This window comes from Nonomuraea sp. NPDC054003, from assembly GCF_055585125.1.
On record NZ_JBVJKR010000003.1, the window covers coordinates 638,667 to 663,301 of the forward strand.

Sequence of the window (24,635 nt, forward strand, 5' to 3'; positions counted from 1 at the left end):
GATCTCTACGGTGTGCGGCATGACGACACACCTCCCCGGCGACGGGGCGTGGCCCCGCGTGCGCAGGGCCATCACCACCGGCGACCCCGCCCTGGTCGCGGACGCCGTGCTGTCCCTCGACGAGGCCGGGCGCCGCGAGGTGGCCGACGGGCTGCCCGGCCACATCGGCGTCGCCAGGAAGGCGGTGACCGAACGCGACCGGCGCCGGGGCGTGTGGACCGACGGCGAGGAATGGATCGAGCCCATGCGGGTCGCCGGCGCGGGCGTGCTCGGCGGTGCGGCGGCCGTCGCGACCTGGCTCTACCGCCGCGACTTCACCCGCTGGCGGCGCCCGCTCGACTCCGGGCCGCTGCTGCGGGTGATCGCCGCACGGCCGCCGCGCTGGCAGGCCGATCTCGCCGCGCGGCTGGCTCTGCGGCTGCGCGGCAGCCGCGCCCAGGCTCGCGACGACAGCGTGCCGCTGGCCCTGGAGCTGCTGCGCCGCTCCGGCGCCGTGCCGCCCCACCACGACCCCCTCACGGTCGCCTGGGTGTCCCAGCCGCCGGACCTGGAGCACGACCCGCTGGCCGGCCACCTCGTGCCCCGGTTGTTCGAGGCCGAGGGCGTGGGCCGGGCGCTGCGCGAGGACAACGTCGACCCGCCCTCCTGGGATTCCAGCCGCCGCACCTGGCTCGGCGCGCTGCGCGACGCGGTCGCGGCCGGCCGGCTCGACCCGGAGCCGCTGGTCGACGGCTGCTTGAGCCGGTTCCTGCGCGGCGCTGACGCCACCGACCTGCGATTCTTCGCCCGTCTGCACGAGATGTTGGCCCCCGCGCCGAGCGAGCGGCGCGTCCCCGACTACCTGCGGCTGCTGCCCGCCTCGCCGGGCGCGGTGGCGGAGCTGGCGCTGCGGCAGCTCCGCGGCGTCGGCGGGCTGAGCGGCGCGGATCTCGGCGAGGCGGTGGCGGCGCTGCTGTTCCGCCCCGAGGGCAAGTTCGTGCGCGCCGGGTTGACCCTGCTCGACCGGGCCGCCCGAGATGCGGCCGGCGACCTCGACGACCTCGCCCCCGCGCTCGCCTCGGCGTTCCTGTGCGAGTCGTACGAGGTGCGCGAGCGGGCGGTGCGCCTGGCCGTCAAGCACGCGGCGCGGTTCACGCCCGCCGCGGCCGAGGCCGTGCGCGAGGCCGCGGGCGTGCTGCCCGCTGAGCTGGCGGCGCGGCTGCCGGAGGCGTACGGCGCGGTGGCGGCCGAGCCGGAGCCGGCCGACGACTTCGAGCCCGTGCCGCTGCCGCCGTTCGAGTCGCCGGCCCGTGAGCCGTTCCCGCCGCCGCTCGGCGACCTGACCGCCGCCTACGACAAGGTCGGCGACGGCATCGTCTTCGAACGGTGGCTCGACGGCTTCGTCCGAGACCCGTCCAAGCGGCCCCGCCCCGGCCGGGGCCGGATCTACGAGCGGCCCCACTGGTGCCACTTGTCCGAGTGGACCGAGGCGCTGCTGCGCGAGGCCGCCGACCCCGGGGCGGAACCCCCGGCGCGCCCTCGCGCCGGCCACGCCGGTGAGTGCGACACGGACACCGGCTCCGACCGGCTGCCGGCCCCGGGTCACGTCTCGGCACCCCACTACGCCATGCTGATGCGCTGCGCCGAGATCCACGCGGCGCTGAAGGCCGGCACGTTGCCGCCGTACCTGCTGGCCACCCCCACCCTGACCTCCGGCCACCTCGACCCCGCCGAGCTGGTGGCCCGTGTCGAAGGGTACGAACGGGCCGGTGCCGAGGCCCTTCCCGCCGACCTGGGGCAGGCGCTCCTGCGGCTGCCGCGCGAGGTGGACCCGGAGGTGATCGACCGCGCCGGGAAGCTCACCTCGGAAGCGGGCGCGACGCTGGCGCGCCGGCTGGCCGCCCGCCCGGAGCCGGAGCTGCGCGTGGACTGGTCCCACGCCAACGGTGACTACACGCACGACCGGCAGCAGGGTGAGCACAGCCCGCGGCTGCGCCCGCGCATCCGGGTCGAGCCGACCGGGCTGGCCCTGGTCGACACGCTGCTGTCCGATCCGCGCCCCTGGACGTTCGAGGACCACGGCCGCTACATGGAGTCCTGGCGGCTGACGCTGCCCTCGGACCGGGAGGCGGTGGCCATGCACCTTCTGCCGCACCTGCTCAACATCTGGGAGCGGCCCGGCTACTTCCACCGCTACGTGGCCGCGCTGTTCTCCCAGGACGGGCCGGTGGGTGAGGCGACCGCGCTGCTGATCGCCGCCCAGGTGGCCGAGCGTGGCCGGGACCTGCTGCTGAGCGCCGCCGCCGCCGGGCTCCTGCCCGCCGTGGAGTGCGGCCGGCAGCTCGGGCTGTGCCTGCGCAGGGACGTGGCCAGAATGAGCGACGTGCGCGCGATCCTGGAGGAGTGCGCCGAACGGGGCGCCCACCGGGAGGTGTGGCAGATCATGACCGGGCTGCTGGCGGTCTATCTGCCGGGGCCGGACGAGCGGCCGCACGCCTCACACACCCAGGCGCTCTCGTTCGCGATCGACGCCGCCCGCCGGGCGGGGGCGCGCGGCCCGCTCCCCGCCGCCGAGGAGGCGGCGGCGCGCAAGGGGGCGAGCCGCTTCGTACGGACCGCCCGCGCCCTGCACGCCCAACTCGGCGGATGATCGGCTCAGCCCCGGGCCTGTGCCAGCGGGAGGCGAGGTGACCTGATCGGCTCACTCCTGGGTCTAGGCCAGGAGGAGGTTGAGCACCAGGGCAGTGATCTGATCGGCTCAGCCCCGGGCCTGGGCCGGGGGGAGGCGAGGTGATCTGATCGGCTCAGCTCTGGGCCTGGGCCAGGGGGAGGCGTAGCACCAGGCGGGCGCCGCCGGGGTGGTCGGCGACGTAGAGGTCGCCGCCGTAGGCCTGGGCGATCTCGCGGCCGATCGCCAGGCCGAAGCCGGACCCGCGCGGGTCCTTCGCGCGCGCGTCGGCGCGGCGGTACATGCGGTGGAACACCTTCTCGCGATCCGCCGGCGGGATGCCGGGACCGTCGTCGATGACCTCCAGGAAGGCGGACGGCGGGTCGGCGGTCACGACGATCTCGATCTTGCTCGTGGTGTGCCGCTCGGCATTGGCGACCAGGTTGGACAGGACTCTGGCCAGCCGGACCCGCGAGGCCCGGACCACCACGCCCGGGTCGAGCCGGGTGATCACCTCGCCGCTCGGCGGGTGCTCCTCCAGCTCCTGCACGACCAGCCGGCCCAGGTCGACGCGGTCGGTCGCGGGCGGCGTCGCCGTGTAGAGGCGGGCCAGGGCCAGCAGGTCGCCGACGATGGCGTCGAGCCGCTCGACGTCCCGGTGCAGTTTGCGCAGGGTCGGGTGCATGCCGGCGTCCGACTCGGTGAGCGCGACCTCCAGCTCGGTCATCAGCCCGGTGATCGGGTTGCGCAGGTCGTGGGTGGCGTCGAACAGGAACCGCTGCTGGTGCTCGATGGCCTCGTGCAGCGCCGACACGGTCTGCTGCTCCTGCCGGTACGCCTGTTTCAGCCGGGAGCTGAGCTCCACCAGGTCGCGGGCGCGGCGGTGGATGTGCGGCTCCAGCTCGTCGCCGTCGTCGCGGGCGTCCGGCGCGGCCCTCAGCAGGGGCGTGATGTCCTCGGCCCAGCACATGATCCAGCTCAGCCGCCTGTCCCGGTCGAAGACCGGCACGTGCACCAGGTTCCAGTGGTGCTCCTCCAGCTCGCCCCGCCGCTCGGCCTCGACGTCGTGCCGGACCAGGGGGATGACGTCCACTTCTCCCGTGCTCGTCACCTGCTCCAGCGAGGTGCGCAGGGCTTCCACGAACCCCGGAGGGCTGGCGAACGCGGTCAGGATGGACCGCCCGACGACCTCCTCCCGGGTGCGGCGGGTCGCCCTCAGGCAGGCGTCGTTGACGGCCACGATGACCAGATCCGGCGTCACCACCGTGCACGGCGTCGGAATCGCGTCGAACACCGCCGCGTAGTCGAGCTTGGCCCCCATCGCACATCCCCCTCGACCCCTCCTACCCCGAAAAGGCCGTTGAGGTGCGAAAACAGGGCAACCATCACCAGTGGACCGGCACCCGCTCCAGCCCGCCGACGATCAGGCCCTCGCGGCGCTCCAGCTCCCCGGGCGGCACGGCCAGCGCCAGCGACGGCAGCCGCTCCAGCAGCACCTTGAGCACGGTCTGCAGCTCGACGCGGGCCAGCGCCTGGCCCAGGCAGGAGTGCGGGCCGACGCCGAAGGTGACGTGCGCGTTCGGCGCGCGGTCCAGCCGCATCTCGCCGGCCTGTTCGAAGCGCCGCTCGTCGCGGTTGGCCGCGGCCAGGCTGCACACCACGGTGGTGCCCTTCGGCAGGGTCTCGCCCGCGACCTCGACCTCCTCGCTGAGGTAGCGCGGCATCCCGAAGCCCGGGTTGGCGTCGAAGCGCAGGACCTCCTCCACGGCCGGCGGGATCAGCGACGGGTCGGCCAGCAGCGCCTCCCAGCGGGAGCGGTCGGCCAGCAGCATCGACGCCATCTTGCCGATCATGTTGGCGGTGGTCTCGTGCCCGGCGACGAGCAGGCCCTTGGCCGTGCTCAGCATGAGCCGCTCGGTCAGGCGGCCGTCCAGCCCTTCGACCATCGCGAGCAGCTCGCTGATCAGGTCGTCGCCCGGCCCCGCCCGCTTGGCCTCGACGAGCGCGACGAGATAGGCGTCGAACTCGGCCTGGGCGGCGTCGATCTCGGCGGCGCCGTACCGGGTCATGCTGAGCAAGGTGTCGGACCAGTACGAGAACCGGTCGCGGTCGGTGTCGGGCACGCCGAGCAGGTCGCAGATCGCCCAGACCGGCAGCGGGAACCCGACGCCCGAGACGAGGTCGGCCGGCTGCCCCCGCGCGGCCATCTCCTCGACCAGGTGCCCGGCCATGGCCTCGATCCTGGGCCGCATCGCGGTCACCCGCCTGGCGGTGAACGCCCGGCCGACGAGCTGCCGCCAGGCCCGGTGCTCGTCACCGGTCATGGAGCGGCCGAGCGAGCCGAACACGCCGCCGGACTCCTGGGCGGTGGCCCGGGCGGCGTCGGGGGCGTCGAGCTGCCGGGTGAAGCGCGGGTCGGACAGGACCTGCCTGACGTCGTCGTACCGGGTCAGCAGCAGCGCCCGGTCACCGCTCGCCAGCCTGATGGGCGCCACCGGGCAGCTCCGCCGCAGCTCGGCCCACTCCGGCGGCGGCTCCAGCGCGCTGGGATTGCGGAACGGGTAGGCGGGTGGCTCATTCACGTCGATCTCCCTCGGACGACGACTCACCACCCAGGGTCTACCCCGAACACGGGTCAGCCGACGCCCAGCAGGGCGTGCGCGCGGGCGCGGTCCGTGCGGAAGTCCTGGGTCGAGCCGCGGTGCACGATGCGGCCCTTCCGCATCACCGCCACCTCGTCCGCCAGCCGGAAGGCCAGGTGCAGGTCCTGTTCGACGAGCACCACGGCGATGCCCTCGGCGCGCAGCCCGTCGAGCAGCCCGGCCACGTGGTCCACGACCGCCGGGGCGAGCCCGTCGGACGGCTCGTCCAGGAGCAGCAGCCGCGGGTCGCGCAGCAGCGCCCGGCCGATGGCCAGCATCTGCTGCTCGCCGCCGGACAGCTGGTCGCCCCGGTGGTGGCGGCGCTCGGCGAGCTGCGGCATCAGCTCGTAGACGCGCTCGGGCGTCCAGCCGCCCCGGTCGCGGCCCGCCGCGATGCGCAGGTTCTCCGCCACCGTGAGCGGCGCGAAGACGCGCCGGCCCTGCGGGACGATCGCGATGCCGCACCGGGCGACGGTGTGCGCGGGCGCCCCGGCGAGCTCGCGGCCGCCGAGCCGGACGCTGCCCGAGTACGGCTTGAGCAGACCCATGACGGCGTGCACGAAGGTGGTCTTGCCCGCCCCGTTGCGGCCGAGCAGCGCCACCACGCCGCCCGCGGGCACGGCCAGGTCGACGCCGTCGAGCACGGTGGTGCCCGCGTAGCCCGCGCGCAGCTCTCGTACGGTGAGCACGTCGGTCACAGCGGGCCTCCGGTGAAGAGCTCGTCGGTCCTGGCCGTGCCGAGATAGGCGCGGCGCACCTCCTCGTCGGCGCGGATCTCCTCAGGCGTGCCGGAGGCCAGCACCCGCCCCAGATGCAGTACGGTCACGCGGCGGGCCAGCCGGAACACCACGTCCAGGTCGTGCTCGACGATGAGCAGGGCCAGGCTGTCCGGCAGCCGCTCCACCAGGTCGGCGAAGCGCGCCGTCTCAGCGGCGGACATGCCCGCGGTGGGCTCGTCGAACATGACCAGGGAGGGCCGCGCGGCGAGCACCATCGCGACCTCCAGCTGCCTGCGCTCGCCGTGCGACAGCGCCGAGGCCCGCTCGCCGGCCCGCCCGGCCAGCCCGACCGACTCCAGGTGGTCGCGCGCCTCGGCCTCGGTGCGGCGGAAGCGCCGCGCCGCCCGGTCGAACCGGTGCGCGACCCCGTGCACGCGCTGCACGGCGAGGGCGACGTTGTCGAGCACGGAACAGTCCAGGAAGAGGCTGGAATGCTGGTACGTGCGGAGCAGGCCGCGCCTGGCCCGCTCGGACTCGGGCAGGGCGGTGACGTCCCGGCCGTCGAAGAGCACGCTGCCGCCGGTGGCCTTCAGCGTCCCCGCGACGGTGGCGAACAGGGTGGACTTGCCGGCGCCGTTCGGGCCGATCAGGGCGTGCCGCTCGCCCGGCGGCACCGCCAGGTCGACGCCGTCGACGGCGGTGAGCGAGCCGTAGGAGCGGGTGAGCCCGCGCAGTTCGAGCAGGGCGGTCACGAGGGCCTGTCCTTTCTCAGCCGGAACCCGGCGACGCCGCGAGGCAGCAGGAAGACCACGGCGACGAACACCAGGCCGAGCACGAGCGGGCCGTGCCCGCCGATGGAGGCGGACAGGTTGTCGCGGACGAACAGCACCAGGGCCGCGCCCAGGCACGGCCCCCACAGGCTGCCCGCCCCGCCGATCACGACGCTGAGCAGGGCCAGCGCGGCGACCTCGAACCCCAGGTCGCCGGGGGAGACGAAGCGGGCCTGCGCCGCCCACAGCGCGCCGCCCGTTCCCGCGACCGCCCCGGCCAGGCAGAACACCCCGTACCTGGCGAGCGCGGGACGGTAGCCCAGCGCCCGCATCCTGGCCTCGTTGTCGCGGATGCCGCGCAACGTCCTGCCGTAGGGGGAGCGGGCGACCAGCGCCACCACCGCGAACACGCTGACCGCGGCCGCCAGCACCCACCAGTAGACGAACCCGGCGGCGAGCAGGGGAGGGCCGCCGAGCAGGCTGACCGGCGGCATCCCGGCCAGGCCGTTGCTGGCGCCGATCAGCGTCCAGGTGCCCGCCACCTGGTGCATCGTCTCGCCGATGGCGAGCGTGAGCATCAGGAAGACGATGCCCCGGGCGCGGACCGCGACCCATCCGGTGAGGGCGGCGGCGACGAGGCCCGCCACCAGCCCGGCGAGCGCCTGCACCAGCGCGTCGGAGGTGACGTGGATGCCGACGAGCACGGCGGTGTAGGCGCCCACGCCGAAGTAGGCCGCCTGGCCCAGCGTGGGCAGGCCGGTGACGCCGGTCAGCAGGTCGACGCTGAGCACCAGCACCGCGAAGGCCAGCATCCGCGTCATCGTCGTCACCGGGTAGGCGCCCAGCACCAGCGGCGTCGCCACCAGCAGCGCGAGCACCGCCACGGCCGTCGCGGCCTTCCCGGCCCCGGACCGGGCCGCGCCGCCGGGTGCGCCGGTCGCCGGCCGCGTCCTGCCCATGGTCCCGGTCATGCCCGCACCGCCGTACGGGCCGGAAGCAGGCCGGCCGGGCGCAGCAGGAGCACCAGGGCCATCGCGGCGAAGACCAGGAACGAGGCGTACTCCGGCAGCAGCGACGTGCCCAGCGCCTGCACCTGCCCGATCAGGACGGCCCCGAGCAGCGCGCCCCGCACCGAGCCGAGGCCGCCGATCACCACGACCACCAGGGCGAGCAGCAGCACCTTCTCGTCCAGTCCCGGCTGCGCGCCGAGGATCGGCCCGGCCAGCACGCCGCCGACGGCGGCCAGCGCGGCGCCCGCGGCGAAGACCCCGACCAGCACCCGCCCGGTGTTGATGCCGAGCGCCGACACCATGCCCCGGTCGGCGACGGTCGCCCGGATCACCACCCCGAACGAGCTCCGCTCGATGAGCGCGTAGACCGCCACCGCCAGCACCACCCCGAACCCGATGACCAGCAGCCGGTACAGCGGATAAGTCTCGCCGAACACGGACACGCTCCCGGCGACGGGCGCGGGCGCGGCGATGGAGTGCACGTCGTTGCCGAACACGATCGAGAGCGTCTCGGCGACCACGAGCGAGACGCCGAGCGTGAGCAGCGCCTGGTCGAGGTGGCGCGGCGTGGCCCGGGTGAGGCTCGCGAGCACGCCGCCGAGCAGGGCCCCGGCCACGGCGGCGGCCAGCACCGCCAGCACGAACGCCGCCAGGCCCGCCCCGTCGGCGGCGAACGCCACCGCGAGGTAGGCGCCGACCAGGTAGACGGCGCCGTGGGCGAGGTTGAGCACGTCCATCATGCCGAACACCAGGGACAGCCCCAGCGCGATGGCGAACAGCAACGAGCCCATCGCGAGCCCGTTGAGCACGCTCACCACGTAGGCGACCATCAGCTCAGCTCGCTGACGACCGCGTTCACCATGCCGTCCCCGCCGGACCTGACCTCACGCAGGTAGTACTTCTGCTCGGCGTCGTGATCGGCGCCGAAGCGCCACGTCCCCCGCGGGCTGTCGATCTCACCGACCGCGCCGAACGCTTTGACCAGCTCCTCGCCGCCGCCCGGCGCGCTCGCCAGCGCCTTGTCGAGCACCGCCGCGGCGTCGTACGCCTGCACGGTGTAGACCGTCGGCGGCTCGTCGTACGCCTTGGTGTAGGCGTCCACGTACTCCTTGTTTCGCGGGGTGTCCAGCTCGGTGGAGTAGTGCAGCGACGTCTTCACCCCCGACGCGGCCTCGCCCTGCGCGTCGAGCACCCCGCCCTCGGTGAGGAACCCGGTGCCGTAGAGCGGCATGTCGCCGGCCAGCCCGAACTGCTTGTACTGCTTGACGAAGCTCACGGCCTCGGCGCCGGCGTAGAAGCTGTAGACGGCCTTGGCGCCGGTGCCGCGGATCGCCGACAGGAAGGGCTGGAAGTCCTGGGTCGTGCCGAACGGGGTGTACTCCTCGCCGGCGACCTTGCCGCCCGCCGCCTCGAACGTCTCGCGGAACCCGGCGACCATCTCCTTGCCTGCGGCGTAGTCGGCGGCGATGAGGTAGACGGGCCCGTCCACCTCCTCGGCCACGGCGGCGCCGAGCGCGGCCGCGACCTTGCCGTTGGAGAAGCTGGTCCGCCACACGTAATCGGAGCCGCGCGCGCCGGTGATGTCGTCGGCGCCGGCGTTGGCGATCAGCAGCGGCTTCTCGGACTCGTGGAAGAAGTCGCGCAGGCCGAGCGCGGTGGCGGAGTTGACGACCCCGACCACGGCGGTGACCTGGTCCTGCGTCACCAACTTCTGCGCGGCGGGCACCCCCGTCTGCGGGCTCTCGCCCTCGTCGGCGCTCACCAGCTCGACCGTGCGCCCGCCGAGCTTGCCCCCGTGCTGGTCGAGGTAGAGCTGGAAGCCGTTGCGCATGTCCTCCCCGAGCGGCGCGTAGACACCCGAGAGCGGCACCAGTAACCCGATCTTCACCGGCCCGTCCGCCTGCTCGCCGCCCGACTGGTCGAGGCTCGATCCCGCGCAACCCGACAGCATAAGGACGCCTGCGGCGAAGGCCATGCTTGTTCGTGACCTGCGGAGGACGACGGAGAGAACACCCATGGGGCCTCCTGGGGGATGTACGGCGGCGCCTCGTTCTTACAGTGGGCTCAGAATCTACAGACCGTTGTTGTGGCGTCAATAGCTTGTAATGAATCGAGACCTGAGGTGCCGGATCCGACGGAACCCCGCCCGCTACATTTGCTACATCAATCTTCCGTACCGCGATGAAAGTGTGGCACATTCAGAAGGTGGCCCCCGGAGACAGGAGAGCAGCCATGAGCACGGACCCCCGCACCGGCGCCGCGCCCGCGCCCACCGGCCCGCTCAGCCCGGTCGACTACAGCGAGCGCATCCCCAACAACGTCGACCTGGCCGGCGACCGCCGCCTGCAGCGCGCGCTCGAAGGCTGGCAGCCGAAGTTCCTCGACTGGTGGAAGCAGCTCGGCCCGTCACTGCCCACCAGGGACGTCTACCTGCGCACCGCCATCGCCGTCGGCCGCGACGGCTGGGCGCACTTCGCGCACGTGCCGATGGACGAGTACCGCTGGGGCATCTTCCTGGCCGAGCGCGATCCCGGCCGCCGGATCGGCTTCGGCAAGCACAAGGGCGAGCCCGCCTGGCAGGAGGTGCCCGGCGAGCACCGGGCCGACCTGATGCGCCTGATCGTCGTCCAGGGCGACACCGAGCCGGCCAGCGTCGAGCAGCAGCGCGTCCTCGGCCACACCGCGCCCAGCATCTACGACCTGCGCAACCTCTTCCAGGTCAACGTGGAGGAAGGCCGCCACCTGTGGGCGATGGTCTACCTGCTGCACGCCTACTTCGGCAGGGAGGGCCGCGAGGAGGCCGAGCAGCTGCTCAAGCGCAACTCCGGCGACCTCGACGCGCCGCGCATCCTCGGCGCGTTCAACGAGGAGACCACCGACTGGCTGCAGTTCTTCATGTTCACCTACTTCACCGACCGCGACGGCAAGTATCAGCTCGGCACGCTCAAGGAGTCGGCGTTCGACCCGCTCGCGCGCACCTGCGAGTTCATGCTCAAGGAGGAGGCCCACCACATGTTCGTGGGCACCACCGGCGTGCAGCGCACCCTGGAGCGCACCGCGCAGCTGATGAGGGAGCACGGCACCGCCGACATCCTGCCCCACGGCGGCATCCCGCTCGACATCATCCAGAAGTACCTGAACTTCCAGTACTCGGTGTCGATGGACCTGTTCGGCTCCGAGCAGTCGACCAACGCCGGCAACTACTACACCTCCGGGCTCAAGGGCCGCTGGATGGAGGGCCGCCGCAAGGACGACCACGTGCTCCTGGAGGCCACCCGCGAGCTGCGCCACGTCGAGGACGGCGAGATCAGGACACGGACCGTGCCCGCGCTCAGCGCGCTCAACCTCGACCTGCGCGACGAGTACGCCGCCGACTGCTCCCACGGCGTGCGCCGCTGGAACAAGGCGCTGGAGGACGCCGGCCTGGAAGAGCGCCTCTACCTGCCGCACGAGGGCTTCAACCGCAAGGTCGGCGTCTACGCGGGCCACCACGTGACCCCGGACGGCGAGGTGGTCGGCGAGGCGGCCTGGCGGGCGCGGGCCGACGAGTGGCTGCCCACGCCGGAGGACCGCGAGAAGGTGGCCTCGCTCATGGTCCCCGAGTACGAGTACGGGAAGTTCGCCGGCTGGATCGCCCCGCCGCGCACCGGCATCAACGACCAGCCGGTCGAGTTCGACTACGTGCACCTGGCCGAGGAGGGGCTGCTCTGAGTCAGTGGCGGGCGGCGGCTTCCTCGTCCATGCGGTCCCAGCCGGCCTGGGCCCGCCGGTGCCACCGGTTGTGCAGGTCATGGAAGACGGCCGCGGCCCTGGGCCCCGGCCAGTCGTGGTCGAGCAGCTCGGCCGGCAGATGGGGGTCGAGGAACGGGAAATGGCGCCAATCCTGGACGAGCAGCACCTGACTGACGAAGGCGTCGCGGTCGGAGGCGGCCGTGACGCCCTCGAAGCGCTCGATGAAGCTGAGATAGCGCTTCTCCACGTCGTCGAGGTCCCACGCGGCCGTGATCAGCGTGGCGGTGTCGCCGATGCCCGCCGAAGGACCGGTCCAGGCGTAGGCGCGGTCGTCGAGGTCGAGCTCGCGGATGACCTCGCGGACCGCCGCCTCCTTCGACGCGTCGGGGATCACCCACAGGGCAGGGGCGGGGGAGCCGAGGCCGAGCCAGGTGAGCTTGGTGCGCAGCCGGTGGCGGAGCCGGCGCTGGGTCTCCGGCACCCCGGCGGTCACGACGAGCCACCGGCCGTCCCACCGGTGCGGCTTGCGCATGAAGCCGTAGATGCGCTCGGTGCCCTCGCGTAGCAGCCGGTCGCCGGCCGCGGTGAGGTTCCAGCGCACCCTGCGGCCGTGCCGCTCCGACTCCAGCAGGCCCTCGGCCGCGGTGCGCGACAGGGCCTGGCGCGCCGACTTCTCCTCGACGCCGAGGGCGCCCAGCGCGTCGACGAGCGTGCCCGTCCAGACCTGTCCGTCGCGGGGCAGGACGAACTCGCCGAGCACGGTCAGCAGCATCGAACGCGCGCTGGCCGGCGCCTTCTCGCGCTGGCGTTCCGCAGGCTCCGCCACGTCAGCACCCCTGTCATCCATCGAGCGCATTCTGCCAGCCCGGTGATGCGGGGACGTCACCGCGTCACCCTGCGGCAAATACTACAAATACTTGACGTTCTATCCAATAATCGTCGAACATTGAAGCCCTCACGCAACGGAGCGCGCCTTGACTGACACCGCTGAGACCGCGCCGGTGGTCCGCTTCGCGACCTCGCCCGACCGCTACCGTCACTGGAGTCTCGACGTGGACGGGCCGGTGGCCACCGTCACGCTCCGCGTCGACGAGCACGGCGGCCTGGTCCCCGGTTACGAGCTCAAGATGAACTCCTACGACCTCGGCGTCGACATCGAGCTGTACGACCTCGTCCAGCGGCTCCGCTTCGAGCACCCGGGGGTCAAGGCGGTCGTGCTCACCGGCGGGCTCGACCGGATGTTCTGCGCCGGGGCCAACATCCGGATGCTGGCCCGGTCCACGCACGCGTGGAAGGTCAACTTCTGCAAGTTCACCAACGAGACCCGCAACGGCATCGAGGACGCCACCGAGCACTCCGGCCAGACCTGGATCGCCGCGCTCAACGGCACGGCCGCGGGCGGCGGCTACGAGCTGGCGCTCGCCTGCGACCAGATCGTCCTGGTCGACGACGGCTCCTCGGCCGTCTCCCTGCCGGAGGTGCCGCTGCTGGGCGTGCTGCCCGGCACCGGCGGCCTGACCCGGGTCGTGGACAAGCGGCACGTGCGAAAGGACCGCGCCGACCTGTTCGCCACCAAGCCCGAGGGCTTCCGCGGCCGCACCGCCGTCGAGTGGGGCCTGGCCGACGCGACCGTCCCGCGCGGGGCCTTCGCCGAGGAGGTGGCCAGGCGGGCCGCCGAGGCCGTGAGCCGCTCCCGGCGGCCCTCGGACGCCCGCGGCGTGACCCTGACCCCGCTCGACCGCAAGGACGACGGCGACGTCATCACCTACCCCTACCTGTCCGCGCGCCTCGACCGGGCCCGCCGCCTCGCCGAGATCACCGTCGAGGCGCCGCACGACACCCCGCCCGGCGACCCGGCCGCCCGGGGCGCCGACTACTGGCCGCTCGCCGTGACCCGCGCCCTCGACGACCTGATCCTGCACCTGCGCACCAACGAGCTCGACCTCGGCATCTGGGTGCTGCGCGCGACCGGCGACCCCGAGCGGGTGCTGGCCTACGACGCCCAGCTGCGCGAGCTGTCCGGCGACTGGTTCGCCGACGAGGTGCGCCACTACTACAAGCGCACGCTCAAGCGCCTCGACGTCACCAGCCGCAGCCTCGTCGCCGTCATCGAGCCCGGCACCGCCTTCGCCGGCCTGCTCGCCGAGCTCGCCCTGGCCGCCGACCGCCAGTACATGCTGGAAGGCGTCTACGAGGACCGCGACGACGACGCCGGGCCCGCCACCCTCACGCTCACCCCGGCCAACGACGGCGACTACCCGATGGGCAACGGCCTGTCCCGCCTCCGGTCCCGCTTCTGGGGCCACGACGGCGCACTCGAAGCCGTACGGGCCAGGCTCGGCGAGCCGCTCGACGCCGCCGCGGCCGACGGGCTCGGCCTGGTCACCATGGCGCTCGACGACCTCGACTTCGAGGAGGAGCTGCGCATCGCGCTGGAGGAGCGGGCCTCGCTGTCACCCGACGCGCTGACCGGCATGGAGGCCAACCACCGCTTCACCGGCCCTGAGACCGTCGAGACGAAGATCTTCGGCCGGCTCGCCGCCTGGCAGAACTGGATCTTCATCAGGCCGAACGCCTCCGGCCCCGATGGCGCCCTGCGCCGCTACGGCACCGGCCGCAAGGGCGACTACGACTTCGAGCGGGTCTGATCAGCCATGATCGACGGCATGCCCCTGGTCGACGCGCACGTGCACGCGCCGCTGCTGCCCACGCTCAAGCCGGCCTGGCTGGGCTGGGCCCACGAGTTCGGCGCCGACGGCGTCGTCGACCACGTCTGGGACGCCGCGGGCCGGCCGCGCCCCGACCGGCTCGACGAGCTCTTCGCCGCCCAGGGCGTCGACGTCGCGCTGCTGTTCTGCGAGTACAGCCCCAAGGCCACCGGCACGCAGCCCTTCGAGGACCTGCTGCCGATCGTGGAGCACAACCCGGCCCGCTTCCGCCCGGTCGCCAACGTCAACCCGCACCTGCACTTCCCCATCGCCGAGGAGGTGCGGCGGCAGCTCGGCCTGGGCGCCGCCGCGCTCAAGCTGCACCCCGTGCACGGCGGGTTCCGCTGCGACGACGCCGCCCTCTACCCCGCCTACCACGTGCTGGAGGAGAGCGGCGTGCCGCTGGTCGTGCACTGCGGCACCAGCTCGTTCCCCGGTGCGGCCAACGAGAACGCCGACCCCGCCTTCCTCATCCCCGTCATCCGCGACTTCCCCGGGCTCGACATCGTGCTCGCGCACGGCGGGCGCGGCTGGTGGTACGACGCCGCGGCCTTCCTCGCCCTCACCAACGACACCGTGTGGCTGGAGCTGTCCGGCCTGCCGCCCAAGCGGCTGCCCGAGTACTACGCCAGGCACGACCTCACCCGGCTCGCCCGTAAGTGGATCTTCGGCACCGACTGGCCCGGCGTCCCCGGCACCGCCGCCAACGCCCGCGCCGTCGCCGGGCTGCTCCCCGCCGACGTGGCCACGGCCGTGCTTGGCGGCAACGCGCTCCAGGTGTACGCGGGACTCCAGGACTAGGACAGCACGCCCGAGGCGTGGGCCCGCAGCTCCACCCGCCGGATCTTGCCGGTGGCGGTCGTCGGCATCGCCTCGACGAACACCACCCGGCGGGGCCGCTTGAACGACGGCAGCCCTTCCTTGCAGAACGCGATCAGCTCGTCCTCGTCCACGTCGGCGGCCGTGACCACGTACGCGACCGGCTTCTCCAGCCCGTCGCCGTCGGTCGCGGCCACCACCACGGCCTGGGCGACCGCCGGATGCTCCATCAGCCGGGTCTCCACCTCCGCCGGCGACACCCAGATGCCGCCCGCCTTCAGCATGTCGCCGGTGCGGCCCAGGCAGCTGTAGTAGCCGTCGGCGTCCCTGACGTAGGTGTCGCCGGTGCGCAGCCACTCGCCCTGGAACACCTGGCGCGAGGCGGCGTACCGCGACCAGTAGCCGGTCGCCGCCGAGTCGCCCCGCACGTACAGGGTCCCCGGCGTGCCGGGGCCGACCTCCTGCCCGGCCTCGTCCAGGATGCGCAGGTCGTAACCGGGCACCGGGACCCCGGTGGTGCCCGGCCGCACCCGGCCCTCCTGGTTGGACAGGAAGATGTGCAGCATCTCGGTCATGCCGATGCCGTCGAGGATGTCGACCCCGAAGTGGCCGGTCCACCGGTGGTAGAGCGTGGCGGGCAGCGCCTCGCCCGCCGAGGCCGCCAGCCGCACCCCGCCGAGCGCCTTCGGGGGCAGGCCGGCCCGCAGCATGGCGGCGAAGAACGACGGCCCCGCGAAGAACAGCGTCGCCCCGTACTCGGCCGCGCGCTCCGCCAGCAGATCCGGCCGCGACGGGGCCGGCTCCAGGATCGCCGCCGCGCCCGCCGCGAGCGGGAACAGCACCGAGTTGCCCAGCCCGTAGGCGAAGAACGCCTTGGCCGCCGACAGGCACCGGTCGCCGGGCAGGACGCCCAGCACCCGAGCCCCGTACGTCTCGCACACCACCTGGATGGCCCCGTGCCGATGCATGGCGGCCTTGGGCGTGCCGGTGGTCCCCGAGGTGTAGAGCCAGAACGCGGGCGAGTCGGCCGACGTCGCATACGGCTCGCCCGCGGCCTCGGCGGTCCCCGCGAGCTCCGCCACCGCGTGCACCGGCAGCGACGTCTCGACCTCGGCCCCTTCGCCCGCCAGCACCCCGGCGACCGAGGGCGCGTCGGCCAGCGCCCCGGCCGCCGTGCCCGCGTACTCGGAACTGACCGCCAGCAGCGTCGCGCGCGAGTCGCGGAGCAGCTCGGCCAGCCCGTCGGCGTGCAGCATCGTCGAGACGGGCACCGGGATCGCGCCGATCCGCAACGCGGCCAGGAACAGCGTGACCAGGTCGGGCGAGTCGGCCATGAACAGCAGCAGCCGCTGCTCGGGCAGCAGCCCGATCCGGCGCAGCCCGGCCGCGGTGCGCATGACCCGGTCGTGCAGCCCGGCGTAGGTGAGGTCACCGGCCGGGCCGGTCAGCGCCAGGCGGTCACCGTCGCCGGCGGCGAGGTGGCGGTCGAGCAGGTAGACGGAGGCGTTGAAGGATGTGCTCATGTGCGGCCGTCCGAGTCGGTGGGGGGAGCCGTGCCGGTGACCGCACTCTACAGATCACTGTGCCAACGTCAATAGTTTGTAGCCCTTCCTAGCCCTCCTCGACCTCGATCGCGGCCCCCGGGCACACGGCCGCGGCCTCGCGCACCGCGGCGTGCCGCTCCTCGCCCGGCTCGGAGTCCAGCAGGACGACGATGCCGTCCTCGTCACGCTGGTCGAACACCTCCGGCGCGAGCAGCACGCACTGACCGGCGCCGCAGCAGCTGTCCTCGTCGACGACGACCTTCATGGGATTCCCCTCTCGATTCTCGGATCACCAGCGGACCGGGACCGTGCGCAGACCGCCGACGGCCAGCCCTTCCACCCGCTCCAGCTCCGCCGCGGGCACGGCCAGCTCCAGCGACGGCAGCTTGCGCAGCAGCACCTCCAGCACGACCTGCAGCTCGGTGCGGGCCAGCGCCTGGCCCAGGCAGGAGTGCGCGCCGGCGCCGAACGCCAGGTGCGGGTTCGGCGTGCGGCCCAGGTCCATCTCGCCGGCCGCGTCGAAGGCGCTCTCGTCGCGGTTGGCCGCCGCCATGCTGCACACCACGGTGGTCCCCTTGGGCAGGTGGACGCCGCTGACCTCGGTCTCGTCGCGCAGGTAGCGCGGCAGGCCGAAGCCGGAGTTGGCGTCCATCCGCAGCGTCTCCTCCACCGCGGTACGGATCAGCGACGGGTCGGCCAGCAGCCGCTCCCACCGCGTCCGGTCGTCCAGCAGCATGGCGACCATCTTGCCGATCATGTTGGCGGTGGTCTCGTGCCCGGCGACCAGCAGCCCCATCCCGGTGACCAGCACCTGGAGATCGGTCAGCCCGCCCTCCTCAGGGCCGCCCGCCGCGAGCAGCTCGCTCAGCACGTCGTCGCCCGGCTCGGCCCGCTTCGCCGCGAGATGGTCGGACATGTACTGGAAGAACTCGCCCTGGGCGGCGTCGATCTCGGCCTTGTCGTAGCGGGTCAGGTTGAGCAGCGTGTCGGACCAGTACGCGAACCGCTCCCGGTCCTCCGCGGGCACGCCCAGGATGTCGCAGATCACGTACACCGGCAGCGGGAACCCCAGCGCGGCCCGCAGGTCGCCGGGCGCGCCGTGCTTCACCATGTCGTCGATGAGCTCCTCGGCCATCGCCGCCATCGACGGCCGCAGGGCGGCCATCCGCTTGGCGGTGAACCACCGGCCGACCAGGCGCCGCCAGTGCAGGTGCTCCTCGCCGCCGTCGGGGATGATCTGCGCCATCTCGCTGTTGAACAGCCCGCCGTCGTCGGTGGCCGACAGCCGGGCCGCGTCGGGCGCGGTGAGCAGGCGGGTGAAGCGCGGGTCGGCGAGCACCTGCTTGACGTCCGCGTACCTGGTCAGCAACGTCGCCTGGTCGCCGCTGGGCAGCTTCACGTGGGCCACCGGGCACTCGCCGCGCAGCTCGGCCCACTCGGCGGGCGGCTCCAGCGCCGCCTCGCTGGGGATGGGGTAGCTCAGGTCCTGCTTCATTCGTCATCTCCTCCGTACGGATGATTCATCAGGACGAGCCGGTCGTCAGGCGAGCGCGCGCTGCCTCAGCAGACGCGCCTGCTTGGCCATGTTCCAGCCGAGCACCCCCGTGACCCGCCCGCCCTCGCGGTAGAGGGCGGCGAAGCGGCGCTCCGACGGGTCGCCTTCGGCGACGCTCAGCTCGGCCTCCGGCGACGGCAGCCCGTGCGTCTGGATCTTGACGTCGTACTGGTCGGTCCAGAAGTACGGGATCGGCACGTACGGGCGATCGGCGCCGAGCAGGTTGGCCGCGACGACCTGGGCCTGCTCGGTGGCGTTGGTCCGGTTCTCCAGCCGCAGCCTCCTGTGGAGCCCTTCGTGCCAGAAGGAGGCCACGTCGCCCACGGCGTAGACCCCGTCGGCGGCGCGGCACCGCGCGTCGCACGCCACCCCGTCACCCAGCACCAGCCCACTGCCCTCCAGCCACCCGGTGGCCGGCCGGCACCCGACGGCCACCACGACCGCCTCGGCGGGCAGCACCTCCCCGGTCATCAGCCGCACCCCGCTGACCCGCCCGCCGTCCACCGGCCCGCCGGTCGTCGGCCCGCCGTCCGCCGGCCTGCCACGTACCGGCTCGCCAGTCGCCGGCTTGTCGTTCACCGGCCCGCTGGTCGCTGGTTTGTCGCTCGCGAAGCCGGTGACCTCGGCGCCGAGTCGGAGGCGGACGCCGCGTTCGGCGTGCAGCCGGGTGAGCATGCCGCCGACCTCGGCGCCGACCTGCTCGCCCAGCAGGGTGTGCCCCATCCCGGCGAGAGTGACGTCCAGGCCCAGGCCGCGGGCGGTGGCGGCGACCTCGGCCCCCAGCACCCCTTCGCCCACGACCACCAGCCGAGGGCCTTCCGCCAGGTGCGCGCGCAGGGCGACGGCGTCGTCCATCCCGCGCAGCACGTGCACGCCCGAGAGCCCGTCCTGGCCGGGCAGCCGGGCGGGGGCCAGGCCGGTGGCGATCACCACGGCGTCCGCGCGACGCACACGCCCGGACCCGTCGGTGACGGCCCGCGCCTCCGCGTCGAACGCGACGGCGGGCTCGCCCAGGATCAGCTCGGCGTCCAGGGCCTCCAGCTTCGCCACGTCACGCAGCTGGGCCCGGGACGGCTCCCACTCGCCGGCCAGGACCTGCTTCGACAGCGGCGGCCGGTCGTAGGGGAGCCGGGCCTCGGCGTCCAGCAGCGTCAGCCGCCCTCCGTAGCCGAGCCGCCGCAGCGCCTCCGCCGTGCTCAGCCCGGCAGCCGACGCGCCGACGATCAGGATGCTCCGGGGGGTGGTCACGGGACACACGTCCGCATATGGCGATCCTTCCGCTCGTCCTGCTTCGACGTTACCCTACACGTGTAGGAAATCGTGCACCTTGTAAAGTGATGGGCGTGGCAATACCCCTGAGCAGCGCCTCCGGCGACCGGCGCGTGCGCCGGACCCAGGCCGCCCTCGCCCGTGCCCTGATCCAGCTCGTCGCGGAGCGCGACCTGCCCCGTGTCACCGTCGCCGACGTGGCCGTGCGCGCCGGAGTGAGCCGCTCGACCTTCTACGACCATTACCGGGACGTGCACGAGCTGGCCGAGGCCGCATGCACCGCGATGATCGACACCCTGATCGAGTCCCTGCCCAGCCCGCACCCCGGCACGGCCGACCCCGGGCCGGAGGCGATCCGGTCACTGGAGGAGTTCTTCACCAGCCTCGCCGAGCACGCCGGCCTCTACCGCGCCCTGCTCGGCCCGCAGGGCAGCGCCCGCGTCTGCGACCACATCCGCCGCCGCATCATCACGGCCATCCAGAGGCACCTCCACCCGCCCGCGCCACCGGGCGAGGACCGCACTCAAGACCGCGCCGACGACCGCGTGGACGTCGCCGCGGCCTTCACCGCCGGGGCGCTCATCGGCGTGGCCACCGACTGGCTCCAGCGCGGCTGCCACCGCACCCCCGCCGACATGGCCGCCCTGACCTGGCCGCTGGTCGGCGCCCTCCAGCCGCTGTACGTCCCGGAGGGCGCCGATCAGGTGGAGGGCCGGGCCCGCCACAGCAGGTAGACGAAGTACGGCGTGCCGATCAACGCCGTCACCAGCCCCGCCGGCACCTGCGCCGGCGCGATCACCGTACGGCCGAGCGTGTCGGCCAGGCTGACCAGCAGCGCGCCGAGCAGCGCGGCGACCGGCAGCACCCGGTTGTGGTGCGCCCCCACCAGGGCGCGCGCCGCGTGCGGGGCGACCAGCCCGACGAAGCCGACGACCCCCACCGCCGACACGGCCGTGGACGTGAGCAGCACCGCGCAGGCGAGCGCGGTCAGCCGCACCGGCTCCAGCGGCACGCCCAGGACCCGCGGCGTGTCCTCGTCCAGCGACAGCAGGTCGAGGTCCCGGCGCAGCCAGGCCAGCAGCGGCACCGTGACCACGAGCGCCAGCGCCACCGGGATGAGCTGCGCCGGCACGCGCCCGTACGTGGAGCCGGAAAGCCAGGTCAGCGCCTTGGCCGTGTTCCACGGGTCGGACAGCACGATGATCAGGACGATGATGGACGTGCACGCGTACTGCACGCCCACCCCGATCAGCACCAGCCGGTCCGAGCTCAGCCCGCCACGCCACGACAGCCCGTAGACCACGGTGAAGGCGATCAGCGCGCCCGCGCCCGCCGCCGCCGACATCGTCCAGATCCCGGCCATCGGCACCACGGTGAGCAGCGTGATCGCGCCGACCCCCGCCCCGGCCGTCACGCCCAGCACCCCGGGCTCGGCCAGCGGGTTGCGGCACACGGCCTGCACCGCGGCCCCCGCCACGGCCAGCGCGACCCCGGCCAGCGCGGCGGCCGCGACCCGGGGCCACCGCTGGTCGAGCACGAACGTCAGCGCCCGCCCGCTGCGCCCCTGCAGCCAGTTGACCACGTCGCCGGTCAGCAGCCACCGGTCACCACCGAGCAGCCCCAGCACCAGCGCCCCCACCAGGAGCACCACACCGGTCGCGACCACGGCCAGGAAGGCCCCCCGCGACCGCGCCGCGCCCGTGCGCGCCTCCGGGGGACGGCGGGTCGGCCCCGCGTCACGGTAGCGACGCGCCAGCCAGATCATCACCGCCGCGCCGAACACGGTGGTCACCACGCCCGGCGGCACCTCCACCCCCGCCTGCGCGCCCAGCACGGCCCGCAGCGCGATGTCGGACCCCAGCACGACCAGCACGGCGACCAGCCCCGCCAGCGGCAGCATCGTCCGGCTCCTGTGCAGGCCGGGGATCGACCGGGGGAGCAGCCGCACGATCACCGGCGCGCACAGCCCGACGAACCCGATCGGCCCCGCGATCGTCACCGCCGCCGCCGCCAGCAGCACCGCCAGCATGGTCAGCCACAGGCGCAGCCGCGGCACGTTCACGCCGAGCACGGTGGCGGTGTCGTCGCCCAGGCCGAGGATGTCCAGCCGCGGCCCGGCCAGCACCGCCACGACCAGCCCCACCGCGATCACCGGCCCGAGCTGCGTGACCGCGACCAGGTCGGTCTGGACGAGCGAGCCGCTGCCCCACGCGAACAGCCCGGTCGTCTCCTGCTCGAACAGGATCATGAGCAGGTTCGTCAGCGAGCTGAACGCCAGCGCGGTGGCCGTCCCGGCCAGGATCAGCCGCGTCGTCCCCGTACGCCCGCCCGACGACAGCGCCAGCACCAGCGCGGCGGCGGCCAGGCCGCCGATCAGCGCCAGCGCGCCGGAGACCGGCACCGGCAGCGCCAGCCCGAGCACGCTGCCCGCGACGACCGCCAGGTAGGCGCCCGCGCTGACGGCCAGCGTGTCCGGCGAGGCCATCGCGTTGCGCGCGATCGCCTGCAGCAGCGCGCCCGCCACGCCCAGCGCGACGCCCACGCAGACCCCGGCCAGCAGCCGCGGCAGCCGCGAGGCCAGCAGCACCCGGGCCGCCTCGTCGCTGCCGCCGAACGGCAGCGCCAGCAGGTCGAGCGCGCCGACCGAGGAGGTGCCCTGCGTCACGTGCACGGCGGCCACCAGGACGACGGCCGCCAAGGTCAGGAGAAAGACCCCGGCGGTGCCCAGCCGCCGCAGCGGCGTGTCGGGCACCGACGGGGTCAGGACTTCGGTGCTCAACCGGTGAACGCCTTGACCAGCGCGTCGGCGTACTGCTGGGCGGAGAGCGGCCCGCCGAACGTCCAGATGCCGTCGGGCATCCGGGTGACCTGCTGCTTCTCCACGAACGGCAGCGACTTCCAGATGGCGTTCTCGGCCAGCCCGTCGGCGAAGACGTCCTCGCCGTCGGAGGCGTTGTAGAAGAAGCGGGTGTCGGGGTCCTTGAGCACGGTCAGGCCCTCGACGTCGGTGGTGCCCAGGCCCCACTGCTTGTCGACCTCGCCCGTCCAGGCGTTCTCCAGCCCGAGCCGGCCGCCGATCTCGGACACCAGCGAGCCCTTGCCGAACAGGCGGATCGAGATCGAGCTGCCCTGCTTCCACCCGTCGGCCATCACGAACGGCTTGCCGGCGCCGCCCGCGGCCTCGATCTTCGCCTTGCCGCCGGCCAGCGCCGCGTCGAAGTCGCTCAGCAGCTTGGCGCCCTCGTCGCTCTTGCCGACCGCCGCCGCGATCATGGTGACGTCCTCGCGCATCCGCTCCAGGTTGCGCGTGGCGTCGCTGCCCTTGGCCACCAGCACCGGCACGAACTTCTCCAGCTGGGCGGCCAGCTCGACGTCGTCGGACTCCATGACCACCAGGTCGGGGTCGAGCGCGCTGATCGAGTCGACGCTGGGCTCCTGCCGCATGCCGACGTCCTGCACCGAGGGGTCGAGCTTGACGGCGGTGTTCCAGACGGCGAACCCCTTCACGTCGGCCGCGCCCACCGGCATGACGCCCAGGCCGGCCAGGATCTCGGTCTCGGCCCACTCCAGGCTCACGACCCGGGTCGCCGGCTGGTCGAGCTTGACCTCCTTGCCCCGGCTGTCGGTCACGGTCACGGGGGCCGCCGACGGCTCCGCGCTCGCCGACGCCGCCTGCTCGGGTACGGGTGCTTCGGTCGTGCCGCAGGCGGCGAGAAGGGCGATGGCCGCGATGGCCGTCAGGGCACTGCGCATGGTGGTTCCTGTCATGTCGTTGCGATGACGCTCTTGCTGTGCCGGCCGATCGGCCGGGTGGTCACGGTCCCGTTCACCGGGTCATGGCTGACCTCGATGCGGATCCCGTACGTGTCACTGAGCAGGTCCTCGGTGAGGACCCGCGCGGGCGGCCCGTCGGCGCGGACCCGCCCCTGATGGAGCAGGACGACGTGGTCGGCGATCTCGGCGGCCTGGTTGAGGTCGTGCAGCACGACCCCGATCGCCACGCCGTGCTCGTCGGCCAGGTCGCGCATCAGCTCCAGCAGCTCCACCTGATAGCGGAGGTCGAGGAAGGTGGTGGGCTCGTCCAGCAGCAGGACGCCGGTGTCCTGTGCCAGGCAGGTGGCGAGCCAGACGCGCTGCAGCTCGCCGCCGGACAGCTCGTCGACCGGCCGCTCGGCCATCGCCGTCACGCCGGTCAGCTCCATCGCCCGCGCCACAGCGGCGGCCCCGTCAGGATCCGCCGCCTTCCAGCGCTTCCGGTACGGGTGCCGCCCGTACCCGACGACGTCCGACACCCGCACGCCGCCGGGCGTGGGCCGGCTCTGCGCCAGCAGCGTCACCCGGCAGGCGAAGTCGCGCGCCGACAGCCCCAGCGCGTCGGCGCCGTCGCCCAGCGTCACCGCGCCGCTGTCGGGCCGGTGCAGCCGGGCGAGCGCGCGCAGCAGCGTGGACTTGCCGCTGCCGTTGGGGCCCACCAGCGCGGTCACACGGCCCGGCCGCAGGGCGATCCGGCCGTCGTGCACCACGGTGGCGCCGTGATAGCTGAGGCACAGCTCCGCCCCGCGGAGAGAGATCTCCTCGGTCATGGGGATAAGGTTAGGCTAACCTTGCTGATCGCGCTACGGCGGGGGCCGCCGGGAATCGAAAACGCCCCCCGGCAGGCCGGGGGGCGTCACTCTGACCTCGTTCAGAGGGTCACACGAGCCAGGAGCCGGTGCACGTGGCCGGGCTCCCGCCGAGGATGGACGCCTTCGCGCACGCCTTGTAGAGGCGGCCGGCGATGGCCCGGTGCGCGGGGGAGTAGGTCGTGTTCTTGATCCCTGTGCCCTGGCTGTCCCACTTCCCCGTCTTGGGGTTGTAGACCTGCAGGATGATGCGGTGGCTGTCCGCGTCGGAGTCCTTGGGCGCGCGAGCCCAGAGATAGCTGTACGACCCCCACTTGCCCGAGCGAAGCTGGATCGTGAAGCTGCCCCCGTTGCCGATCCGGACCGACTTCGTCTTCAGGGTCCCCACCTTCGTCGCGTACTTCGGCGCCGACGAGCTCCAGTAGCTCGCCGCCGACGCGGGCGTCGTGCTCAACAGGGTGACCCCCGCCACGGCCGCGGCCACGGTTATACGTGCCAGTCGCATGTTGCCCCTTCATGGTGTTCGACTCGCTGTCGTCGAAGACCCTAGAGACCGGCGGTATGGAGGCAGTATGTCCACGCGTACCGGCCTCCGGAC

At 73.4% G+C, this 24,635-nt stretch carries 21 protein-coding genes; 5 read left to right on the forward strand and 16 right to left on the reverse strand.

Going from position 1 to position 24,635, the window contains the following annotated elements; genetic code table 11:
- Positions 1–19 precede the first annotated feature (19 nt).
- The gene (locus ACZ6YG_RS10500; protein ID WP_466017780.1) at positions 20–2,629 is read left to right on the forward strand and encodes a DUF7824 domain-containing protein; all 2,610 of its coding nucleotides are present in this window, start codon (positions 20–22) and stop codon (positions 2,627–2,629) included.
- Between the two features lie 154 nt (positions 2,630–2,783).
- Here the strand turns inward: ACZ6YG_RS10500 and ACZ6YG_RS10505 are convergent, their stop codons facing one another.
- The 7 genes from ACZ6YG_RS10505 to ACZ6YG_RS10535 form a co-directional block, all read right to left on the reverse strand.
- Entirely contained in the window at positions 2,784–3,968 is a 1,185-nt protein-coding gene (locus tag ACZ6YG_RS10505) for a PAS domain-containing sensor histidine kinase (protein WP_466017781.1), read from the reverse strand.
- Between the two features lie 64 nt (positions 3,969–4,032).
- Positions 4,033–5,235, reverse strand: a complete 1,203-nt coding sequence (locus tag ACZ6YG_RS10510; protein ID WP_466017811.1) for a cytochrome P450 — start codon at positions 5,233–5,235, stop codon at positions 4,033–4,035.
- A gap of 47 nt (positions 5,236–5,282) precedes the next feature.
- The gene (locus tag ACZ6YG_RS10515; protein ID WP_466017782.1) at positions 5,283–5,987 is read right to left on the reverse strand and encodes an ABC transporter ATP-binding protein; all 705 of its coding nucleotides are present in this window, start codon (positions 5,985–5,987) and stop codon (positions 5,283–5,285) included.
- On the reverse strand, positions 5,984–6,760 hold the full coding sequence (locus ACZ6YG_RS10520) for an ABC transporter ATP-binding protein (protein ID WP_466017783.1): 777 nt from the start codon (positions 6,758–6,760) through the stop codon (positions 5,984–5,986). The genes ACZ6YG_RS10515 and ACZ6YG_RS10520 overlap by 4 nt, the downstream gene beginning before the upstream one ends.
- Positions 6,757–7,749 (reverse strand): branched-chain amino acid ABC transporter permease, encoded by a 993-nt coding sequence (locus ACZ6YG_RS10525; protein ID WP_466017784.1) that lies wholly within the window; start codon positions 7,747–7,749, stop codon positions 6,757–6,759. The genes ACZ6YG_RS10520 and ACZ6YG_RS10525 overlap by 4 nt, the downstream gene beginning before the upstream one ends.
- Positions 7,746–8,618: a branched-chain amino acid ABC transporter permease gene (locus ACZ6YG_RS10530; protein WP_466017785.1), complete on the reverse strand. Its 873-nt coding sequence runs from the start codon at positions 8,616–8,618 to the stop codon at positions 7,746–7,748. Before ACZ6YG_RS10530 ends, ACZ6YG_RS10525 begins: the two co-directional genes overlap by 4 nt.
- Positions 8,618–9,805, reverse strand: coding sequence for an ABC transporter substrate-binding protein (locus ACZ6YG_RS10535; protein ID WP_466017786.1), 1,188 nt, complete (start codon positions 9,803–9,805; stop codon positions 8,618–8,620). The genes ACZ6YG_RS10530 and ACZ6YG_RS10535 overlap by 1 nt, the downstream gene beginning before the upstream one ends.
- Before the next feature lie 215 nt (positions 9,806–10,020).
- On the opposite strand from ACZ6YG_RS10535, the gene boxB reads away from it, so the two are divergent.
- Positions 10,021–11,499: a benzoyl-CoA 2,3-epoxidase subunit BoxB gene (gene boxB / locus ACZ6YG_RS10540; RefSeq protein WP_466017787.1), complete on the forward strand. Its 1,479-nt coding sequence runs from the start codon at positions 10,021–10,023 to the stop codon at positions 11,497–11,499.
- Between the two features lies 1 nt (position 11,500).
- Here boxB and ACZ6YG_RS10545 read toward each other — a convergent pair whose 3' ends face one another.
- On the reverse strand, positions 11,501–12,367 hold the full coding sequence (locus tag ACZ6YG_RS10545) for a PaaX family transcriptional regulator (protein ID WP_466017788.1): 867 nt from the start codon (positions 12,365–12,367) through the stop codon (positions 11,501–11,503).
- 127 nt (positions 12,368–12,494) lie between these two features.
- Between ACZ6YG_RS10545 and boxC the strand changes: the two genes are divergently transcribed.
- Together boxC and ACZ6YG_RS10555 are read left to right on the forward strand one after the other, a co-directional pair.
- Complete coding sequence (gene boxC, locus ACZ6YG_RS10550) at positions 12,495–14,168, forward strand: 2,3-epoxybenzoyl-CoA dihydrolase (protein ID WP_466017789.1); 1,674 nt, start codon at positions 12,495–12,497, stop codon at positions 14,166–14,168.
- 18 nt (positions 14,169–14,186) lie between these two features.
- Entirely contained in the window at positions 14,187–15,029 is an 843-nt protein-coding gene (locus ACZ6YG_RS10555; RefSeq protein WP_466017790.1) for an amidohydrolase family protein, read from the forward strand.
- Here the strand turns inward: ACZ6YG_RS10555 and ACZ6YG_RS10560 are convergent.
- The 4 genes from ACZ6YG_RS10560 to ACZ6YG_RS10575 all read right to left on the reverse strand — a co-directional run bounded on the left by ACZ6YG_RS10560 (position 15,026) and on the right by ACZ6YG_RS10575 (position 19,394).
- Positions 15,026–16,570: a benzoate-CoA ligase family protein gene (locus tag ACZ6YG_RS10560; RefSeq protein WP_466017791.1), complete on the reverse strand. Its 1,545-nt coding sequence runs from the start codon at positions 16,568–16,570 to the stop codon at positions 15,026–15,028. The genes ACZ6YG_RS10555 and ACZ6YG_RS10560 overlap by 4 nt on opposite strands.
- 88 nt (positions 16,571–16,658) lie before the next feature.
- A complete protein-coding gene (locus ACZ6YG_RS10565) occupies positions 16,659–16,856 on the reverse strand; it encodes a ferredoxin (RefSeq protein WP_148033191.1) in 198 nt (65 codons plus the stop codon).
- A 24-nt stretch (positions 16,857–16,880) separates the two neighbouring features.
- Positions 16,881–18,086 (reverse strand): cytochrome P450, encoded by a 1,206-nt coding sequence (locus tag ACZ6YG_RS10570; protein WP_466017792.1) that lies wholly within the window; start codon positions 18,084–18,086, stop codon positions 16,881–16,883.
- A 45-nt stretch (positions 18,087–18,131) separates the two neighbouring features.
- Positions 18,132–19,394 carry an NAD(P)/FAD-dependent oxidoreductase gene (locus ACZ6YG_RS10575; protein WP_466017793.1) on the reverse strand — a complete coding sequence of 421 codons (1,263 nt, stop codon included), beginning with the start codon at positions 19,392–19,394 and terminating at the stop codon, positions 18,132–18,134.
- A gap of 95 nt (positions 19,395–19,489) precedes the next feature.
- Between ACZ6YG_RS10575 and ACZ6YG_RS10580 the strand changes: the two genes are divergently transcribed.
- Positions 19,490–20,149 (forward strand): TetR/AcrR family transcriptional regulator, encoded by a 660-nt coding sequence (locus ACZ6YG_RS10580; protein ID WP_466017794.1) that lies wholly within the window; start codon positions 19,490–19,492, stop codon positions 20,147–20,149.
- Here the strand turns inward: ACZ6YG_RS10580 and ACZ6YG_RS10585 are convergent.
- The 4 genes from ACZ6YG_RS10585 to ACZ6YG_RS10600 form a co-directional block, all read right to left on the reverse strand.
- On the reverse strand, positions 20,116–22,194 hold the full coding sequence (locus tag ACZ6YG_RS10585; RefSeq protein ID WP_466017795.1) for an iron ABC transporter permease: 2,079 nt from the start codon (positions 22,192–22,194) through the stop codon (positions 20,116–20,118). The genes ACZ6YG_RS10580 and ACZ6YG_RS10585 overlap by 34 nt on opposite strands.
- On the reverse strand, positions 22,191–23,168 hold the full coding sequence (locus tag ACZ6YG_RS10590) for an ABC transporter substrate-binding protein (RefSeq protein ID WP_466017796.1): 978 nt from the start codon (positions 23,166–23,168) through the stop codon (positions 22,191–22,193). Before ACZ6YG_RS10590 ends, ACZ6YG_RS10585 begins: the two co-directional genes overlap by 4 nt.
- Before the next feature lie 11 nt (positions 23,169–23,179).
- Complete coding sequence (locus ACZ6YG_RS10595) at positions 23,180–23,998, reverse strand: ABC transporter ATP-binding protein (protein ID WP_466017797.1); 819 nt, start codon at positions 23,996–23,998, stop codon at positions 23,180–23,182.
- A gap of 109 nt (positions 23,999–24,107) precedes the next feature.
- Positions 24,108–24,542, reverse strand: a complete 435-nt coding sequence (locus tag ACZ6YG_RS10600; RefSeq protein ID WP_364228723.1) for a hypothetical protein — start codon at positions 24,540–24,542, stop codon at positions 24,108–24,110.
- Positions 24,543–24,635: the final 93 nt, after the last annotated feature.

What these genes read in the sequence shown, in the direction of transcription:
- ACZ6YG_RS10590 (WP_466017796.1), bottom strand. Translation starts at nt 23,168, where the DNA reads ATGCGCAGTGCCCTGACGGCCATCGCGGCCATCGCCCTTCTCGCCGCC.
- boxB (WP_466017787.1), top strand. Translation starts at nt 10,021, where the DNA reads ATGAGCACGGACCCCCGCACCGGCGCCGCGCCCGCGCCCACCGGCCCG.
- ACZ6YG_RS10555 (WP_466017790.1), top strand. Translation starts at nt 14,187, where the DNA reads ATGCCCCTGGTCGACGCGCACGTGCACGCGCCGCTGCTGCCCACGCTC.
- ACZ6YG_RS10565 (WP_148033191.1), bottom strand. Translation starts at nt 16,856, where the DNA reads ATGAAGGTCGTCGTCGACGAGGACAGCTGCTGCGGCGCCGGTCAGTGC.
- ACZ6YG_RS10530 (WP_466017785.1), bottom strand. Translation starts at nt 8,618, where the DNA reads ATGGTCGCCTACGTGGTGAGCGTGCTCAACGGGCTCGCGATGGGCTCG.
- ACZ6YG_RS10535 (WP_466017786.1), bottom strand. Translation starts at nt 9,805, where the DNA reads ATGGGTGTTCTCTCCGTCGTCCTCCGCAGGTCACGAACAAGCATGGCC.
- ACZ6YG_RS10500 (WP_466017780.1), top strand. Translation starts at nt 20, where the DNA reads ATGACGACACACCTCCCCGGCGACGGGGCGTGGCCCCGCGTGCGCAGG.
- ACZ6YG_RS10600 (WP_364228723.1), bottom strand. Translation starts at nt 24,542, where the DNA reads ATGCGACTGGCACGTATAACCGTGGCCGCGGCCGTGGCGGGGGTCACC.
- ACZ6YG_RS10560 (WP_466017791.1), bottom strand. Translation starts at nt 16,570, where the DNA reads ATGAGCACATCCTTCAACGCCTCCGTCTACCTGCTCGACCGCCACCTC.
- ACZ6YG_RS10570 (WP_466017792.1), bottom strand. Translation starts at nt 18,086, where the DNA reads ATGAAGCAGGACCTGAGCTACCCCATCCCCAGCGAGGCGGCGCTGGAG.
- ACZ6YG_RS10505 (WP_466017781.1), bottom strand. Translation starts at nt 3,968, where the DNA reads ATGGGGGCCAAGCTCGACTACGCGGCGGTGTTCGACGCGATTCCGACG.
- ACZ6YG_RS10595 (WP_466017797.1), bottom strand. Translation starts at nt 23,998, where the DNA reads ATGACCGAGGAGATCTCTCTCCGCGGGGCGGAGCTGTGCCTCAGCTAT.
- ACZ6YG_RS10525 (WP_466017784.1), bottom strand. Translation starts at nt 7,749, where the DNA reads ATGACCGGGACCATGGGCAGGACGCGGCCGGCGACCGGCGCACCCGGC.
- ACZ6YG_RS10545 (WP_466017788.1), bottom strand. Translation starts at nt 12,367, where the DNA reads ATGGATGACAGGGGTGCTGACGTGGCGGAGCCTGCGGAACGCCAGCGC.